The organism is Candidatus Pantoea formicae, from assembly GCF_011752625.1.
Lineage (GTDB): Bacteria > Pseudomonadota > Gammaproteobacteria > Enterobacterales > Enterobacteriaceae > Pantoea > Pantoea formicae.
Map to the genome: position 1 here is coordinate 102,432 of NZ_VWXD01000008.1, position 16,456 is coordinate 118,887.

The window sequence follows — 16,456 nt, forward strand, 5'->3', positions numbered from 1 at the left end:
CAGTAAGTTAAAACTAAAAAGAATGATAATTATTAGCATTACTGTTAAACCATTACTCAATGGTTACCGATAAATACGTTTTTTCCACAACCTGTGTTGGTTTAATGGGCTTTAGCCCATTAACAATAGGGATGCTGCGCTGGTGCAGGAGATTAAGGGAAGAAAATGTAAGGTAGGAATTTAGCCGGACATTTGGACGCAGACCGGAAGTTCTCTTTTGCAACCCTCCTCAGTGCCTGGACCGAGGAAGGTTTGCCCTTAGAGTGACATCAAACCAGCGTACCCTTTACGCCATGCGGTTCAGAACGCAAATACTGTGATGGCGCCTTAACCTGTGCATTGAGCGCAGCGGCCGCTTGCCACGGCCAGTGTGGGTTATAGAGCACCGCGCGGCCCAATGCCACCAGATCGGCATCCCCTTGCTCCAGTACCGCTTCCGCCTGCTGTGGGTCAGTGATCAAACCAACGCCCATCACCGGAATGTTCACCTGCTGGCGAATGGCGCGCGCAAAAGGCAACTGATAGCCTGGCCCCACCGCAATGCTTTGCAAGGGTGACAACCCACCGCTCGAGACATGCACATATTCACAGCCCAGCTTTTCCAGCTGCTGGCTAAACACAATGGATTGCTCCTCATCCCAGCCGCCATCGACCCAGTCGGTGGCAGAAAGACGTACGCCCACCGGAATGGAAGCTGGCACGGCGGCGCGCACCGCGGAAAATACCTCCAGTGGGAAGCGTAAACGGTTCTCCAGCGAGCCACCATATTGATCCTGACGCTGATTGCTCAGCGGTGAGAGGAACTGATGCAGCAGATAACCGTGTGCCGCATGGATCTCAATCAGTTCAATCCCCAACCGCACGGCACGCTGAGCGCTCTCCACAAAGGCCTGCTTGATGCGTGCCAGCCCTGCGTCATCCAGCGCGGTGGGTGCGACGTCCTGCTCAGCAAAGCTCAGCGCCGAAGGGGCAACGGTTTGCCAGCCACCTTCGCTCGCAGGCAGTTGATGTCCTCCTTGCCATGGCGCGCGGCATGAAGCTTTACGCCCAGCATGGCCGAGCTGAATGCCCAGACGAATCGGTGACCAGGTACGAATATCCGCCAGCACAGTGTGCAGCGCCGCTTCGGTCTCATCATCCCACAAGCCAAGATCGCCCGGCGAAATACGACCAATCGCTTCCACTGCCGTCGCTTCGAGAATCAGCAGTCCTGCACCGGACAGCGCCAGCGAACCTAAATGGATGCGATGCCAGCTGCTGGCACGTCCTGCCTCGGCTGAGTACTGGCACATTGGCGCGATGACGATGCGATTCTCCAGCGCCAGTTCCCCAATCTTTGCCGCACTAAATAGTTGACTCATCTTTATCCCTTAACGTTAGTTTCAGCAGCGCTGTACGGGGTTCACTCAAGGTAAACTCTGTAAATCATGTTCTCTCGCGGCTAACCCTACACGCTCTGGCAAAGGCTGTTCACACATTGCATGCTGTTTCTCAGTCTCAGCGTTAACCTGTCTCAATGCCCATGCACCGTCAGCCCCACCAGCCTGACCACTATCGGGCGCACCACCAGTATACAGACAAAGGCGGCGGGCATAGCAACCTGGTAGGCATTCATCACATTTTCCATGTAATGCGGTCCTACACCAAATTCAGCAAAGGTAATCACCAGACTCATCAGAAAGGCCATGATGGTCGCCATATAAAGCGCGAAGATGTAAGGTGAAGTTTGCTTGGGAAAACGGACTCTGGCGAATTTCTTGGTGGTTGCATCCGTCATAGCATTATCCTATTCAATATGGGTTAGCGAGGCAGCCGCTAAGCTATCAAGCAGACTAATGCAACGGTAGAACGGTTCTGCTTTAATCATTATTAAGCAAATGTGACGAATTGAGCGTTGAGGTTTTATGGACTTGCTAGGGTTGATCGGTACCTTTATCCGGGTCGTGGAAAACGGCAGCATCGCCGCGGCAGCGCGTGCGAAAGGGATGAGCCCTGCAGCGGTCAGTCAGAGCCTTGCTCGGCTGGAATCTCATTTAGGAGTGCGCCTCCTGTCACGCACAACCCGCAGTATGACCCTGACTGAAAGTGGTAAACGCTATTTCGAGAAAGTGCGTCATATTCCACATGACGTGGATATCGCTTCGCAGGCTGCTGCATTGGAAACCAAGCCGCAGGGGGCACTTTGCATTGCCACGACCGCAGCATTTGGCCGCTACGTGCTCGCCCCCCTAATGCCGACATTCAAAGAGGTTTACCCCGACATTGATATTGAGCTGATTAGTACCGATCGCAATGTTGATCACCGGCGGGAGGGTGTCGACGTCAGTATTCGCATCGAAGCACAGCTGAACGATCAACTGATTGCCCGCAAAATTGCATCGTTACCTTTTATTTTCTGCGCAGCACCTGCTTATCTGCAGCGTGCGGGCGTGCCGGAGAGTCCCGACGACCTTAGCCAGCATGCCTGCCTGGTTTTCCGCTATCCCACCGATGGACGCTTTTTGCCCTGGACGTTTCGGGTTGATGGCCAGGAGGTGGCGGTGAAACTCAACCCGGGGTTTATCAGCGACGATATTGATATCATTGCCAATATCGCGGTCAATGGCGGTGGTATTGCCCGGCTGGCGAGTTTTATTGCACAACCCTTAATCGACAGTGGGCAACTCATCGCTTTATTCCCTTCCGACCAGAACAATGAAAGTCGTGTTGCCTCTTCACCCATGAACATTTTCGCCTGCGTCAATGAACGTTCAGCACTCAACGCAAAGGTCAGAGCCTTTATTACTTTTTTAGAGCAGGCGATGCAGTCAACGTGACTTACTCCAGCGGCAGCGCTGTCTCCTGCAGGTGACGCCAGAGCACGTTCCCCTGCGGGTCTAACGTGAAAACGACCGTCGAGAAACGCAACGTCGTATTTTGTCCGGGAACGTGCTGCTGTTCTTTGTAGCATACCGTTGCCCCCTTCTCGCTCTCAGCCACCATCTGCATATCCAAGATGTCCAGGGTAAGCCCCTTACGCGCGCCAGGCTGTGTGCGGAAAAAACGGCTCAAAGCCTCAAAATTCAGTACAACACCCGTCGTAGTCACCATCGTGAATTCTGGACTGAAACGGGCTAGCAAGTTATCGCAGACATCCTCTGGCGCTTCTGCCTCACCCAACCAACAACGAATGAATTCGTGTGCATCTAAAACTTCCTGAAAATAGCGATTCATGACTTCTCCTGATTAAGGGTAAATAGTACGTTTCGGTTCGCGATGCGCAGGCAACATAAAATCGGCACGACACTGCTACAGGCCGCGATGACAAAGCAAAGTTGATAGGCACGATCATCAGATATGCCGCTGTTAGCCAAGAGGTTAAACAGCAGGCTAATAAGCGTGACACCCAGACAGAAACTGAGCTGACGATTGATATTCCAAATCGCACTGGCATCGGCCAGATGCCCATCAGGTATGTACAGGAAGGCCGAACTCTGGGCCGTACTGCTGCACAAACTGCCACCAAATCCCATCAGGCAGAATGCAATCACACAGATCATCGCTGAAGCAGAATGGCCGGTTGTGGCCAGTAGCCCGATCCCCAACGCCTGCACGACGCACCCGAGAATAAACAGCGGACGCGGTCCCAAAAAATTGAATCGCCTACCCGTAAAGCTAATCGCGATAAAGGAAGCGATCGACCAGGGCAGCATCAAAGCACCGACAAAGGCGGCATGCATGCCAAGTTCATTCTGCAGGTACAGCATGGTGATCATACTGACCCCGGTATAAACACCCGGAACAAACTGGTAAATCAGCATGGCCGTCTTGAACAGAGGATCTTTTATCAGATGCAGATTAATCAGAGGCTGACTTTTGCCCAATGCATTCCATACGTATCCGCTAAAGACAATGATCCCACTGATGAGCATCAACACGCCCTGGTGAACAGACTGGGATTCACCCAGTGACGTCAGTCCCAGCAGGATCAAGGTCAAGGCAAAACAACCACTGATTAATCCCACCAGATCTAAACGCCCTGCTGCCTCAGTGGATTTATCCGCGTTCAGCCAGAAGCCCGCCAATAACAGTGTCACGACAGCCAGCGGTAGGCTTGCCAGAAACACCCAACGCCAGTTAAGGCCTTCAATCAATAGCCCCCCGGCGGCTGGCGACAGTGCCGGAGCCAGCAAAGCTACCAACATCACGACTGAAGAGAGTTTTGCGCGTTCATGACTGCGATACAGCGCGTAAGTCATGGTTTGCCCGATGGGGATGAGCAATCCACCGCCTACGCCCTGCAAAAAACGCCAGCCGATAAGCTGTAAAATTGAAAGGGAGGCGGCTACGCCAACGCTACCTAGCATGAAAATCATCAGGGAAAGGATAAAAAGACGTTTCGCACCCATGCGTTTCGCCAACCAGCCACTAAGCGGTATCACCAGGGTCAGACCTAAAATATACGCATTGCTCACCCACGCAAGTTGACTGACAGGAGCCTGAAAATGCCGTCCTATCTCCGGATAGGCAACATTGGCGATAAACATGTTCACCAGATCGATGAAGAATCCCAACAAATACACAGTGGCAACGCGCACGCGATAACTCATGATTTTCTCAGTTAAAACACTAGTCTTGCGCGCAGTATAAGGGCCGGGATAAGTGCGATAAATCCACGCTCACTGGTTATACTGTCAAAATAATTTTGACAGTAATCCTTCATCAGCGGAGTCGATGATGATCAACATGCAGCGCCTGGAAATGTTTGTTGCGGTGATTGAGGCAGGGAGTTTTACCGGTGCCGCTCAGACGCTGGGGCTCACAAAAGCGGTGGTGAGCTTTAATATAAAACAGCTGGAACAGGAACTTGGCGTCTCTTTGCTGACAAGAAGCACACGTCGCGTTGCCGCAACGGACACCGGTGAGACGTTTTATCATCGCTGTCAGCATCTTCTGCAGGATGCAGAACGCGTATTAGACGATGTTCGCAGCGATCACCTCGGACTCAGCGGTTTGCTGCGTATCACCACCACGCCCGAATACGGAGCGCGCGTCGTCGTCCCCGCGCTGGCGGCGTTTGCGGGTAAACACCCGCAGTTGCGCATACAGCATGTTTCCTCATCAAAAAATGATGATCTGATTGCCGGCCGTTTTGATGTGGCAATCCGCCTCGGTCAGTTGGCGGATTCTAATCACCATGCCCGCCTCATCGATCGATTCGCGATTCTGCCCGTCGTGGCTCCCGAGTATCTCATCACTCAATCGATTGAGAGTCTGGAACAACTCGCCGAAGCCAAGTGGATTGGACACAGCCGCTTATCAACCCCTTTGAGCTGGCAGGTCACCACCCCCTTTGGAGAATCGGTTCTTTTTAGCGCCCGACATCCCGCGATGATCATGGCGGACAGCGCAGCGTCATTGCTGGCGTTTACGCTAGCGGGAGCAGGCGTCGCGATATTACCCGCCTGGCTGGTACAGGATGAATTGGCTCGGGGAGAGTTAATATCATTGCTGCCAGATCATCATTTTCCCCAACAGGGGATCTACGCGGTGTATCCGCATACCCGCCATCTGCCGGAGAAAGTGCGCGCATTTATTGATTTTTTGGAATGCCATGTCAGTCAATCCCACCCAGCTTGGCTGGCTTAACAATTTCATCTTATTACGGCGGCGGCAATGGCCTTCAATGCAGTCAGGCTTACCCACCTAGTGCGTTGCCAGTCATCAAATATTAACCGCTTCGCGAGGATGTCCGCTGCACCACCAATACGCTAGCCAGCACGATCACCAGCCCGACCAGCGCGGTACCACTCATCACCTGCGACAGCACAATCCAACCTAACCCTACTGCGGCAAGCGGGCTCAAGAGCCCCAGTGACGCCACCGCCACACTGGGCAGGCGGTTTATACCGCGGAACCATAGACCGTAAGCCACTAACGCACCCGCCAAACTCAGCCAGGCATAAGCTGCCCACTGTAGACCGGTTAAAGAAGGTAAGGGGGCATCAATCAACCAGGCTGCGGGAAGCAATATCAGCCCACCAAACAGCAACTGCCAGCCGGTTAGCGCCATCACAGGTAAATCGATTTTCCAGCGTCGAGTCAGCCATACGCCTGTAGCCATACAGGTCGCCCCCAACAGAGCGGCGGCAATTCCGACGGGATCAAGTACGGTTTGTGGGGATAGCAGCAACATAGCCATGCCGAGAACACCCGCCAGCGCCGCCCACAGCGTTAAAGCCCTGGGAGCACGGCGATCTATCCCCCACACCAGCATCATCACCAGCAACGGCTGAATCGCACCCAAAACTGCCGCTAATCCACCGGGTAATCGATAGGCAGCCACGAATAACAACGCCTGAAAAACGCCAATATTGAGTGCGCTAAGAATGATCAAGCGTCCAAGGTCACGTAATGCCGGCAAGCGACGAGTAAACAGCAACAGCAAAATGCCTGCTGGCAATACGCGAATCAGTGCTGCGGTAAATGGCCGATCCGGAGGGAGCTGCTGCGTTGTCACGATGTAGGTCGATCCCCAGATAGCCGGAGCCAAAGCGGTTAATAAGACGTCGCGCCAGTAAGAAATCCTGAGGGTGTACTGCATAATTTTGCCTTTATCTTCAATTCAAGATAATATCAGTGTGTTGAGCAATTACCTTGAAGTCAAGATAAATGAACGATCAAAATGAGTATCAACAGGATGCTGTGGATCGCATTCTTGCGCAGTGGCAGCGTGAACGGCCCGATCTGGATTGCAGTCCAATGGGTCCAATCGGGCGGCTTAAACGCTGCGCAGTGCTACTGGAACAGCGACTCGAATCGGCTTTTGAACCCTTTGATCTGAGCACGTGGGAGTTTGATATGCTCGCCACGTTGCGCCGTGCAGGTGCGCCTTACTGTCTCAGTCCTACCGACTTGTTTTCGACCTTGATGGTGACGTCTGGCACCATGACACATCGCCTTAAACGGCTAGAAACTCGCGGCTTTATCACCCGCCAGATCAATCCTGTGGATGCACGTAGCATGCTGGTGCAGTTAAGCAGTGAGGGGTTAGAACTTATTGATCGTGCCGTGGAACAGCATGTGGAGAATGAAAGGCATATTCTTGCCGGTCTCCCGGCAGACACGCTGGCGGTATTGGATAGCAGCTTAACCGCACTCCTACGTTCTTTGGAAAAGTAAGATCGGTTGTGGATGAGCGAGGGGCTTGTTATTCCCCCTCGACATACACATAACCAATCCCTAATACCTGATGTGCCCGGTCTAGCTTGCCAAAGTGCACATTGGTCGCCTGGCTTTTTACCGTATCGCGCGGGTCAAAAGGATTGAAATCAATCTGGCGTACAATGGTATCCAGCCATACCTCTCCAAAGCTGCAACTGCGACCGTACAACCAGATCTGGTTGATATTCAGCGTATTAAGGAAATTATATAAACTCATACCGATAGCTTCCGCTGCGCGTTGCGCCCACTCAGCGATCCACGGCTCACCGGCTTCTGCTGCAGCTAACAATTGCTGACTGGTCAGGATGGGGGCATCAGCACAATGACTGCCTGCGGCTTGTTTAAGGGCACTCAGTGAAGCGACTGTTTCAAGACAACCCTGCCGCCCACAACTACAGCGCTTGCCGTTGGGATCGATGATGGTATGTCCAATCTGACCGCTACCGTTTAAGCTGCCACGGAAGATCTCGCCATTAATCACAAATGATGAGCCAATACCGTAATCAACATTAATGACGCAGAATTCATTCAGCGCATTGCGGTTGAGCCACTTCTCTGCCAGCGCCAACATGACACAGTCATTATCCACACGCACTTCGACCTTCAACTGCTCCTCCAACAGGTACTTAAGCTGTAAGGGGCTTTTCCATGCTGCTTGTGGCATATGCTGAGAAATCCCGGTGACCGGGTCAACCTGCCCGTGCACCGCTAAAGCCAGTTTGATGCGCCGCTTTGGCCACTGCTGACACACATTGCGCCATACGTTTTCAATCGCAGCCAACAGCGCGTTTAGCGTTGCGGCATTTATCGCGAGATGTTGATACTCCCCACGCGGTACAAGTTGTGCATCAGCCAGTTGCAGTTCAATGCGAGTAGGCTTTACACACATGCAAAGGATCCACTCACCTTCCACCGGTAACTGGAAACTGCCGTTGCTGTGGCCGCGTGTACTGAGCATCGTAGTTGAATGCTGGAGTTTCCCCTCATCCATCAGCTCCTGCACGATCTTGCTCGCAGCGGGAATAGTCAGGCCGCTGAGCTGTGCAAGCTGCGATTTACTCAGCTGCTTGTGGCGCCACATCAGGCTCATGAACAGGGCCTTGTTATGCTTACGCACTTGTAAGTTATTTAATCCCACCCGCTGCATCAAAGCCCACCTTCTCTGTAGGTTAGTAAACAGAGTTTACTGACTTATGTGATGCTCGCGCCAGCCTGTTGCTGGGCATTGCTTTACAGTCCCTGCTCATCATTGAGGAACTCATCTGCGCTGACACCCCTTACCTTATAAGAGAAAATGACAATGACAACATCACCTGCAAACCAAGCCTGGCTGATTCGCCTCGGGATCCCCCCTGCCCTCTAATGGGGATACGTAGCTGTACTGCTGTTTATGATCGGCGATGGTGTGGAATCCAACTATCTCGCCCCTTATCTGCACGCCAATGGTTTCTCACTCAATATTGCCGCAGCAGTGATTGCCTTTTATGGCATAACGGTCACGCTCGGTTCCTGGCTCGCTGGTTCACTTTCCACACTCATCGGCCCGCGTAAAGTGATGCTGGCGGGTGGAGTGATTTGGATCCTGTTTGAGGTTCTGTTTCTTGCTGTCGCCCTGCCTTCGCACAGTGTATTGCTGCTGGCATTAACTTACGGCTTCGTGGTGTGGCCTACCCGATGTTTGCCTACGCATTTCTGGTATGGATTCAGGCTGCTGCTCCCGCGGATATGCGTGGCTCGGCCACCGGTTGGTTCTGGCTTGCCTTTACCGGCGGCCTACTCACGCTGGGATCGCTGGTGGCTATCTTCTCGATACAGTTGATGGGTGAATATGCGACGTTCTGGTTATCTCTAGCGATTGTGGCTATGGGCCTGTTGGTGATGTTGATCGCGCTGAAGGAGCGCAGCGGCTTTCACTCTTTACTGGATAAAGAGCATCAGCATCAGGGTACCGCACGTACGCTTATGGGCGGCATCGATATCCTGTGGCGTGAACCCCGCATTGCGGCTGCGGCTGTGGTACGCATCATTAATACCACTCCCTACTTCGGATTCTTTATCTTCCTACCCGGCTTCTTCACGGAACAGATCGGCTTTAGCCAAACTGAGTATCTCAGTCTCATCACCATCATGGGCTTGGTCGGCATGAGCTTTAACCCCATTGTTGGCAAAATCAGTGATCGCATTGGCTGGCGTAAAGTGCTCACCGTGTTTGGTGGACTTGGCTCCGGCGTCGCAATGCTGTTGATGTACTTTGTGCCGCAATGGAGCCACGGCAGCTTTTTCCTCAGTGTGGTTTGCGCCTGTCTGTATGGCATCACCTTGTGCGGTTATGTCCCCGCTGCAGCGCTGTTCTCATCGCTATGCCAGTCCAAAGATAAAGGCAACGCCATGGCGATTTACTGCTTCGCGGCTGGGCTTTCCACCTTCTTTGGTCCCGCTTTATATGGCGCCTTTAATGGCCTGTTTGGCACCTTGGATGTGATCTGGGGATACGCCTTCCTGTATCTCGTCAGTGCCATTATCTCTTGGTGTTTCCTACTCTGCCCTCTTGACCCAGGTGAGCAGCGTAACCCTCAGGCCCAGCGCTTACGTCGTTTAGATTCCGTTGTTTCAAAATAAAGAGAGAACAATGAAAGAGTTTGATTACATTGTGGTGGGCGGCGGCAGCGCAGGCTGTGTCGTCGCTTCTCGCCTGGTGAAAGAAGGCAATGCACGCGTGTTGCTACTTGAAGCCGGCCGGGACGAATATCATCCGGTGTTAAAAATGCCAGCAGGGTATATGAAGTTTCTCGCCAGCCAGAAATACCTCACCCTGCATCAAACCGAACCGCAACCTCAATTGAATGGACGCGGCGTTATAGTGCCGCAGGCAAAAGTGTTGGGCGGCGGCTCTACAGTGAATGCCATGGTATACATGCGCGGTCATCATCAGGATTACGAGGACTGGAACCTGGCTCTTAATCATCAGGGGGTAGACTGGTCCTGGGAATCATTGCTGCCACACTTCACTGCAATAGAAGATAACGATCACCTTGGTGCCCCGCTTCATGGCGTAGGCGGGCCCATGAAGGTGTCACATCTAGGCCACTTCAGCCCACTCAGTCGTGCCTATGTGAAGACCATGCAGGGACTTGGCATTCCCTATACGCCAGATTTCAACAATGGTAATCCCTTCGGTGTGGGGTTTATGCAGCACACCATTGACGGTCAGACTCGCCAGCGCTGCAGTGTGGTCGATGCTTTTATCAATCCCCTGCGTAATGACGAGCGCCTGACGATTATTACGGGTGCGCAAGCGGAAGAAATACTATTTGAAGGTGACTGCGCCACTGGCGTCCGCTATCGCAAAGATGGCCATCCGCTTCAGGCACTGGCCCGCAAAGAAGTCATTCTTGCCGCTGGTGCTTATCAGACCCCCAAGCTTCTGATGCTTTCCGGCATCGGTCCTCAGACGCAACTGCAAGAGCACAACATTACACTGCGCCATCATTTACCTGGGGTGGGCCAAAACCTGCAGGATCACTATGAGGTGCCCGTTGTAGCCAGCACCCATGGCGCCTTTGGCTATTACGGTCAGGACCGGGGCTGACCGATGATAAAAGCTGGATTGCAGTACATGCTGTTTAAAACCGGTCCAGTGACCACGACGGGCGTCGAGACCTGCGCCTTTTTCGATCCTCTCGATTTTGCCGCCACACCAACGATTCAGATGTTTTGCGTACCAACGGTTTATCTCGACCGCGATGTGATGGGCACCGATCCCGGACAAGGTGTCACCGTGAACTCGCTGTTACTTCGCCCTAAGGCCACCGGCCAGGTGACATTGCGCGATGCTAATGCCAACAGTTTGCCGAGGGTCGATACACAAATCTTTGGCCATCCCGATGACTTGGCTCGCACGCTTGCGGGTTTTCGCTTTGCCCGTCGCGTCATTGCTGCCGCTCCGATGGAGAGTATGGTGCAGCAAGAAATCTTCCCTGGCGCTGACGTCACATCCGATCAAGCTATCGCTGATCACTGCAAGCGTATGGTCAAAACCGGTTACCACCCAGTGGGGACTTGTCGCATGGGACACGATGAAGATCCCCTGGCGGTTCTCACCAGCGATCTACGCGTGCGCGGGGTACAACAATTACGTGTGGTTGATGCCTCCATGATGCCTAACATCATCAGCGGAAATACCAACGCCATCGTTATGGCCGTGGCGCACAGAGCAACGGAGCTAATTTTGAATAGTTTGGTCGCGGTGAAGAAGGATGCGGTTTATGAGTAAGAAACTCCAACGGCTGCAAAGCGCCCTGCTGGATTGGCAGTTGGATGGCCTGTTGCTGACCCGCCGCGACAACATTGCGTGGCTGACTGAGGGGGCAAGCTATTACGTGGTGGACCGTGCCGAGGTTGGTGTTGCCAGCTTATTCGTCACGGCAGATAACGTGCAGCTGCTGGCTCCGGATAATGAACTACCGCGTATTCTTGCCGAAGAGCCGATGCCATTTGAGTGCGGGCACAAAAGCTATTCCTGGCATCAGTCAATGGATAGCGTATTGCCACAGGGACGCTTCGGCAGTGATCAGAGATTGGTGGGCTATCAAGATATCCAGCCAGCAATGGTAGCGTTGCGCCAGGGACTGAATACCAATGAGCAACACCGTTTTCGAGCGTTAGGACGGGAAGCCGCAAAGATTGTTGAAGGCGTGGCGCGTCAATTACGTCCCGGTGTTAGCGAATACCAGATTGAAGCACAGATTGCAGCGGCCTGCCTCTCTGTGGGTATCCGCCCAGTGTGCACGCTGGTGGCGGCAGATGAACGTATAACCGCTTTCAAACACCCTGTGCCGACCCGAAAAGCGCTAGAACGCATGGTGCTGATCACTCTCGGCGCTGAGCGTGAAGGCTTGCACGTGAGCCTGTCACGTTTGGTGCATTTTGGTGAACTGGAGATCGCACTTCGTCAGCGTATCCTCTTAGCAGCCAATATTCACGCCGACATTCTCAGCGCCACTCAGTCTGGTCGAACTTGGTCGGCGGTGTTTGCCGATATCACCCAGTCATATCAGCAGTGGGGTTTTGACGGCATGTGGAGATGCCATCATCAAGGCGGCCCTGCGGGTTACGGCTGCCGTGACTTTATTGTTACATCAGTCACTAAAGGTAATGTTGAGGTCGACACAGCAATAGCCTGGAATCCCACATTAAATGGCGTTAAGTGCGAGGACACCTTTATGCTGACTCAAAATGGCCTGGAAAACCTGACTCGCAGCGATGATGACTGGCCGAAGATCACTCTGCAACGCGGTGCTCTTACCTTCAGCTGACTGATTGGTTGGTGTTACCACTAGCGAACCAGGAGACCCGATATGAGTGATCGCTTGCACAACAAAACCGCTGTGATTACCGGCGCTGGAAGCGGCATTGGTAGAGCTGTAGCCCAGCTATTCGCACAACAAGGTGCCAGCCTGGCGCTACTAGATATAAAGATCGATAACATTGAAGTCCTTGCCGCACACCTCGAACGCCAGTTTGGTCATCGTTGCATTGCAGCGGTTGCCGACGTCACTCAGCAGGAACAAGTTGAACACGCCGTCGCCCAAGTAACGGCAGCACTCGGGAAAATAGATATATTGATTAATTGCGCTGGCGTGAACGTGTTTCACGACCCTTTGACTCTGAAGCAGAATGAGTGGCAGCGCTGCATGGACGTTAATCTTCACGGCCCTTACAACCTGATACGCAGTGTGTTGCCCGGCATGCTGACGCGGCAATACGGCAACGTTGTGAATATCGCTTCCGTACACGGTCACAAAATAATACCCGGCACTTTCCCCTACCCTGTCGCCAAACATGGACTTATTGGTATGACGCGCTCATTGGGGATTGAATATGCGAGCCAGGGTATCCTGGTTAACAGCATCTCTCCAGGCCTGATCATGACCCCTGCCGCAGAAAAGTGGTTAGCAAGCTGTCCCGATCCTGATGCCGAACGCGCACGTCAGGCTGCATTGCTACCCTGTAACCGAATTGGTAATCCAGATGAAGTGGCATACACCGCCCTCTTCCTGGCTTCTGACGAAGCCAGGTTTATTAATGCGACCGACATTGTTATTGACGGTGGTCGCAGCCAGGTTTACCACAACTAAAATGCTGACGAGCTGAATAGGACCTTAATTCACAGCACCGGAAACCCTCCGGCTGCTGTGAGTCCGGCTCAACGCACATCTTCGAACCCCCTCCCCTCTTCATCGTTCGCAATTCATATTCAGTAGAAGCCTTCGGAAAATGTCATGAAAATGCACCTAATTAAAATCATCACAACACCATGACCTGCTTACGTTTTTTTATAATTTTCAGGCTGAAAATCACCATGATAATAGGGGGTAAATGGCAAAGACTTGTCTTTATCTACGTCTGTCCGACCTAGTGGGCTGGGAATTGCAGAATTCTGGCACGCTGAACTTTATTATTTTTGCTGGTGGCGTTTGCTGGTTGTCCCGGCGTAACAAGATCGCCACAGACCCACACTTGATTTGGGCACAGGGAATTAACGGCGCGACTTTCCATTCTGATTCCAAATAGTGATGCCTTTTTCCTGATTACCTGACATTTAACATCTGCAAAGTGCACCGTTCCGATATTCTGATTGCTTTCATGTTCTCTGGAGGTTGGAACACTACTCTTGCCTGAAAACCCACAACTGCACCCATAGAAAAAACAACTTAATCCATTGATAAATATAGATAAACTTTGGATTTTCAGGCTGAAAATATCCATGAGTTTATCCATTTTCAGTATTCCGAGGTAGATCATTCACTGTTTGCACATTTAAGGGGAGTTTTTGGCTGCCTAAAAGCAATGCTCCAAAGCCTACGGTAAATTATTGTCACTCTCAGAGTTTCTTTCAGAGATGATTCTTAGTTAGTAAGAAAATGTATTCGATTTTGATAGCGCTAGATGATTTAAAAAATGCTCAATGCACATTTCAATAGTTCATGTCGAATTGATGTAGTTATGCAGTTATGCAGTTATGCAGTTATGCAGTTATGCAGTTTCATTTTTAAAAACTATCACATTGTTAATGGCGTTAAGGTGCATCTAAAATGTTGGAGTGTTGGAGTGTTGGAGTGTTGGAGTGTTGGAGTGTTGAAGTGTTGAAGTGTTGAAGTGTTGAAGTGTTGAAGTGTCAAAGTGTCGAAACAGAGCAATAGAGCGACAGAGCAATCGAGCAATCGAGCAATCGAGCAATCGAGCAATCGAGCAATCGAGCAATCGAGCAATGACTTTAAGTCAAAATAATTTTGGAATATCTAAGTAATATGAATTCCAAAAACGAACATCATTCAATCATCATAAAATGATGAGGTTAATCGTAAGTTGTTAGTGCATGGAAATCAGTTCAATTTTTCGTTTGGATCGGTATCTCTCAATATCCTTAAATTCATTACTGAACATTGGTAATGGTCCGCGCTAAAAGAATGCTTAATCAGTGATGAACTGGATATCGCCATCGTGAAATTAAGTTGTAAAAAATCAGATTGCAATTCCTGCATTCAGCCTCAAATTCTATATTCGATAAAACATAACCTTTATCTGAAATACCATCAAATTAACCAAGTACACACAACTGCTTGGCCCGGTAACTTTAGGACGATCCTTCAACCTGGGTGTTGGATGATATCCGGAAAAAAATGTTCTAAAACCTCTCCAAAGATTTATCCTCCTAACTTTATGATTTAATGACAATTAATCCTTTTTTTCAGGATGAAAACGACCATTCAATCATAAAGGTATAATTTCCACATTTGCAATAGAAGGAATAATTGGTAGGGTAGGGGGGTGCTGATAATTCAACCATTTCAATAAAATGCACACCTTAAATCATATACCATTGATTATATTAGTTTTTTTGAAAATTCAACATATCGACTCGTCCATATTTTATGAAAATATTCCAGTTTTATGTCTTTTTACCAAAAAACTGGCTTGTGGAGATATTTTTAGTAAAATAACGAAAATTATTACTATTGAGGTGCTTATGAAGCGAGATTACGGTGACGTGTTTGACATCGCCAACCGCGCGAATGGAATGTTGCACGGGCTGAGCAGTCACATCGAGCAACAACGGCAGGAATTCAATCAGCAAGGCTACTACCACACTTTCACACGCAACGCGGTGGCCAACCTGCCTTTACTCAGTAAGCACGCAGTAGCGGCTGCCATCAGTGAGATGGAGGAGGGTGGCTATGAATTTGGTCGCCGCCAAACCGGCAGCACGTCGCAATACGCCATGAGCATCCAGAACGTCGTTGATATCTATAAGCACCGTAAAGTGCCAAAGTATCGCGACAAGCATAAAGACCCCTTCGTTATCTTCGTTGTCAATCTGAAGGGTGGGGTATCTAAAACGGTTACCACCGTGACGCTGGCCCATGGCTTACGTGCTCACCCAGGCTTACTGCATAATGATCTGCGCATTCTGGTTATCGACTTAGATCCTCAGGCTTCGAGCACCATGTTCCTCAGTCACACCAACAGTGTGGGTTCAGTGCTGGAAACCGCCGCTCAGGCAATGCTGAATGACGTCAGCACTGAGCAACTGCGCGAGCAATTCGTTAAACCCACCGTTATGCCTGGTGTAGATGTGATGCCTGCATCCATCGATGATGGTTTTGTTGCCAGCGATTGGGATGCCTTAGTGGCGGAGAATTTGCCCGGTGTCGCGCCCTCTGAAGTGCTGCGTCGCAACGTTATCGATCGTCTGGCCGATGATTATGATTTCATCTTCATCGACACAGGACCTCATCTGGATGCGTTTATGCTGAACGCTATCGCCGCTAGCGATTTGCTGCTTACGCCAACACCACCCGCGCAAGTCGATTTTCACTCCACGATGAAATACCTGACGCGCCTGCCTGAAATGCTGGAGCGTATTGAGAATGAAGGTATTGAGCCGCGACTGAAAGCGAACATCGGTTTTATGTCGAAGATGACGACCAAGCATGACCACGTCACTTCGCACAGCTTCGCGCGTGAGGTTTTCACCAAGTCGATGCTGGATGCCGTCCTGCCTCGTTTAGATGGATTTGAGCGCTGTGGTGAGTCGTTTGATACCGTCATTAGCGCAAACCCCAGCTCATACCCCGGCAGCGCGGATGCGCTCCGAAAGGCAAAACAGGAAGCAGAGAACTTCTCGCGCGCTGTTTTCGACCGAATTGAATATATCAGGAGTACAAAGTGACCGATCAAAAATCACTCAAAC

17 protein-coding genes are annotated in these 16,456 nt (G+C 51.2%); 10 read left to right on the forward strand and 7 right to left on the reverse strand.

What is annotated here, in order from left to right; translation table 11 throughout:
• Positions 1 to 269: 269 nt before the first annotated feature.
• Together F3J38_RS20765 and F3J38_RS20770 are read right to left on the reverse strand one after the other, a co-directional pair.
• Positions 270 to 1,361, reverse strand: coding sequence for an NADH:flavin oxidoreductase/NADH oxidase (locus F3J38_RS20765; RefSeq protein WP_167141516.1), 1,092 nt, complete (start codon positions 1,359 to 1,361; stop codon positions 270 to 272).
• Positions 1,362 to 1,513: 152 nt separating this feature from the next.
• Positions 1,514 to 1,777: a DUF2798 domain-containing protein gene (locus F3J38_RS20770; RefSeq protein WP_167141518.1), complete on the reverse strand. Its 264-nt coding sequence runs from the start codon at positions 1,775 to 1,777 to the stop codon at positions 1,514 to 1,516.
• Between the two features lie 127 nt (positions 1,778 to 1,904).
• Here F3J38_RS20770 and F3J38_RS20775 point away from each other — a divergent pair, with 127 nt between their 5' ends.
• Complete coding sequence (locus tag F3J38_RS20775) at positions 1,905 to 2,816, forward strand: LysR family transcriptional regulator (protein WP_167141520.1); 912 nt, start codon at positions 1,905 to 1,907, stop codon at positions 2,814 to 2,816.
• A gap of 1 nt (position 2,817) precedes the next feature.
• Here F3J38_RS20775 and F3J38_RS20780 read toward each other — a convergent pair whose 3' ends face one another.
• Positions 2,818 to 3,213 carry a DUF4440 domain-containing protein gene (locus tag F3J38_RS20780; RefSeq protein ID WP_167141522.1) on the reverse strand — a complete coding sequence of 132 codons (396 nt, stop codon included), beginning with the start codon at positions 3,211 to 3,213 and terminating at the stop codon, positions 2,818 to 2,820.
• Positions 3,210 to 4,589: an MFS transporter gene (locus F3J38_RS20785; RefSeq protein WP_167141524.1), complete on the reverse strand. Its 1,380-nt coding sequence runs from the start codon at positions 4,587 to 4,589 to the stop codon at positions 3,210 to 3,212. The genes F3J38_RS20780 and F3J38_RS20785 overlap by 4 nt, the downstream gene beginning before the upstream one ends.
• A gap of 127 nt (positions 4,590 to 4,716) precedes the next feature.
• Here F3J38_RS20785 and F3J38_RS20790 point away from each other — a divergent pair, with 127 nt between their 5' ends.
• Positions 4,717 to 5,628, forward strand: coding sequence for a LysR family transcriptional regulator (locus tag F3J38_RS20790; protein ID WP_167141680.1), 912 nt, complete (start codon positions 4,717 to 4,719; stop codon positions 5,626 to 5,628).
• 82 nt (positions 5,629 to 5,710) lie between these two features.
• On the opposite strand, the gene F3J38_RS20795 is transcribed toward F3J38_RS20790, so the two are convergent.
• Complete coding sequence (locus F3J38_RS20795) at positions 5,711 to 6,583, reverse strand: EamA family transporter (protein WP_167141526.1); 873 nt, start codon at positions 6,581 to 6,583, stop codon at positions 5,711 to 5,713.
• Positions 6,584 to 6,651: 68 nt separating this feature from the next.
• Here F3J38_RS20795 and F3J38_RS20800 point away from each other — a divergent pair, with 68 nt between their 5' ends.
• Complete coding sequence (locus F3J38_RS20800; protein ID WP_167141528.1) at positions 6,652 to 7,161, forward strand: MarR family winged helix-turn-helix transcriptional regulator; 510 nt, start codon at positions 6,652 to 6,654, stop codon at positions 7,159 to 7,161.
• Between the two features lie 28 nt (positions 7,162 to 7,189).
• Here the strand turns inward: F3J38_RS20800 and F3J38_RS20805 are convergent, their stop codons facing one another.
• Positions 7,190 to 8,350 carry an ROK family protein gene (locus F3J38_RS20805; protein ID WP_167141530.1) on the reverse strand — a complete coding sequence of 387 codons (1,161 nt, stop codon included), beginning with the start codon at positions 8,348 to 8,350 and terminating at the stop codon, positions 7,190 to 7,192.
• A 258-nt stretch (positions 8,351 to 8,608) separates the two neighbouring features.
• Between F3J38_RS20805 and F3J38_RS28400 the strand changes: the two genes are divergently transcribed.
• The 6 genes from F3J38_RS28400 to F3J38_RS20825 are packed head-to-tail and all read left to right on the forward strand — an operon-like array spanning position 8,609 to position 13,340.
• A complete protein-coding gene (locus F3J38_RS28400; RefSeq protein WP_369411025.1) occupies positions 8,609 to 9,022 on the forward strand; it encodes an MFS transporter in 414 nt (137 codons plus the stop codon).
• Positions 8,905 to 9,822, forward strand: a complete 918-nt coding sequence (locus F3J38_RS20810) for an MFS transporter (RefSeq protein ID WP_369411030.1) — start codon at positions 8,905 to 8,907, stop codon at positions 9,820 to 9,822. The genes F3J38_RS28400 and F3J38_RS20810 overlap by 118 nt, the downstream gene beginning before the upstream one ends.
• A 10-nt stretch (positions 9,823 to 9,832) precedes the next feature.
• Entirely contained in the window at positions 9,833 to 10,792 is a 960-nt protein-coding gene (locus F3J38_RS27990; protein WP_205298357.1) for a GMC family oxidoreductase, read from the forward strand.
• Positions 10,793 to 10,795: 3 nt separating this feature from the next.
• Positions 10,796 to 11,476 carry a GMC family oxidoreductase gene (locus F3J38_RS27995; RefSeq protein ID WP_205298358.1) on the forward strand — a complete coding sequence of 227 codons (681 nt, stop codon included), beginning with the start codon at positions 10,796 to 10,798 and terminating at the stop codon, positions 11,474 to 11,476.
• Positions 11,469 to 12,518 (forward strand): M24 family metallopeptidase, encoded by a 1,050-nt coding sequence (locus F3J38_RS20820; RefSeq protein ID WP_167141534.1) that lies wholly within the window; start codon positions 11,469 to 11,471, stop codon positions 12,516 to 12,518. Before F3J38_RS27995 ends, F3J38_RS20820 begins: the two co-directional genes overlap by 8 nt.
• Positions 12,519 to 12,560: 42 nt before the next feature.
• Positions 12,561 to 13,340 carry an SDR family oxidoreductase gene (locus F3J38_RS20825; RefSeq protein WP_167141536.1) on the forward strand — a complete coding sequence of 260 codons (780 nt, stop codon included), beginning with the start codon at positions 12,561 to 12,563 and terminating at the stop codon, positions 13,338 to 13,340.
• 277 nt (positions 13,341 to 13,617) lie between these two features.
• On the opposite strand, the gene F3J38_RS20830 is transcribed toward F3J38_RS20825, so the two are convergent.
• The gene (locus tag F3J38_RS20830) at positions 13,618 to 13,983 is read right to left on the reverse strand and encodes a hypothetical protein (protein WP_167141538.1); all 366 of its coding nucleotides are present in this window, start codon (positions 13,981 to 13,983) and stop codon (positions 13,618 to 13,620) included.
• Positions 13,984 to 15,232: 1,249 nt separating this feature from the next.
• Between F3J38_RS20830 and F3J38_RS20835 the strand changes: the two genes are divergently transcribed.
• Positions 15,233 to 16,435, forward strand: coding sequence for an AAA family ATPase (locus F3J38_RS20835; RefSeq protein ID WP_167141540.1), 1,203 nt, complete (start codon positions 15,233 to 15,235; stop codon positions 16,433 to 16,435).
• Positions 16,436 to 16,456 lie beyond the last annotated feature (21 nt).

Bases quoted from the DNA above. Each gene is read 5' to 3' on its own strand.
- F3J38_RS20765 (WP_167141516.1), bottom strand. From the start codon at position 1,361: ATGAGTCAACTATTTAGTGCGGCAAAGATTGGGGAACTGGCGCTGGAG.
- F3J38_RS20770 (WP_167141518.1), bottom strand. From the start codon at position 1,777: ATGACGGATGCAACCACCAAGAAATTCGCCAGAGTCCGTTTTCCCAAG.
- F3J38_RS20775 (WP_167141520.1), top strand. From the start codon at position 1,905: ATGGACTTGCTAGGGTTGATCGGTACCTTTATCCGGGTCGTGGAAAAC.
- F3J38_RS20780 (WP_167141522.1), bottom strand. From the start codon at position 3,213: ATGAATCGCTATTTTCAGGAAGTTTTAGATGCACACGAATTCATTCGT.
- F3J38_RS20785 (WP_167141524.1), bottom strand. From the start codon at position 4,589: ATGAGTTATCGCGTGCGCGTTGCCACTGTGTATTTGTTGGGATTCTTC.
- F3J38_RS20790 (WP_167141680.1), top strand. From the start codon at position 4,717: ATGATCAACATGCAGCGCCTGGAAATGTTTGTTGCGGTGATTGAGGCA.
- F3J38_RS20795 (WP_167141526.1), bottom strand. From the start codon at position 6,583: ATGCAGTACACCCTCAGGATTTCTTACTGGCGCGACGTCTTATTAACC.
- F3J38_RS20800 (WP_167141528.1), top strand. From the start codon at position 6,652: ATGAACGATCAAAATGAGTATCAACAGGATGCTGTGGATCGCATTCTT.
- F3J38_RS20805 (WP_167141530.1), bottom strand. From the start codon at position 8,350: ATGCAGCGGGTGGGATTAAATAACTTACAAGTGCGTAAGCATAACAAG.
- F3J38_RS27990 (WP_205298357.1), top strand. From the start codon at position 9,833: ATGAAAGAGTTTGATTACATTGTGGTGGGCGGCGGCAGCGCAGGCTGT.
- F3J38_RS27995 (WP_205298358.1), top strand. From the start codon at position 10,796: ATGATAAAAGCTGGATTGCAGTACATGCTGTTTAAAACCGGTCCAGTG.
- F3J38_RS20820 (WP_167141534.1), top strand. From the start codon at position 11,469: ATGAGTAAGAAACTCCAACGGCTGCAAAGCGCCCTGCTGGATTGGCAG.
- F3J38_RS20825 (WP_167141536.1), top strand. From the start codon at position 12,561: ATGAGTGATCGCTTGCACAACAAAACCGCTGTGATTACCGGCGCTGGA.
- F3J38_RS20830 (WP_167141538.1), bottom strand. From the start codon at position 13,983: ATGGATAAACTCATGGATATTTTCAGCCTGAAAATCCAAAGTTTATCT.
- F3J38_RS20835 (WP_167141540.1), top strand. From the start codon at position 15,233: ATGAAGCGAGATTACGGTGACGTGTTTGACATCGCCAACCGCGCGAAT.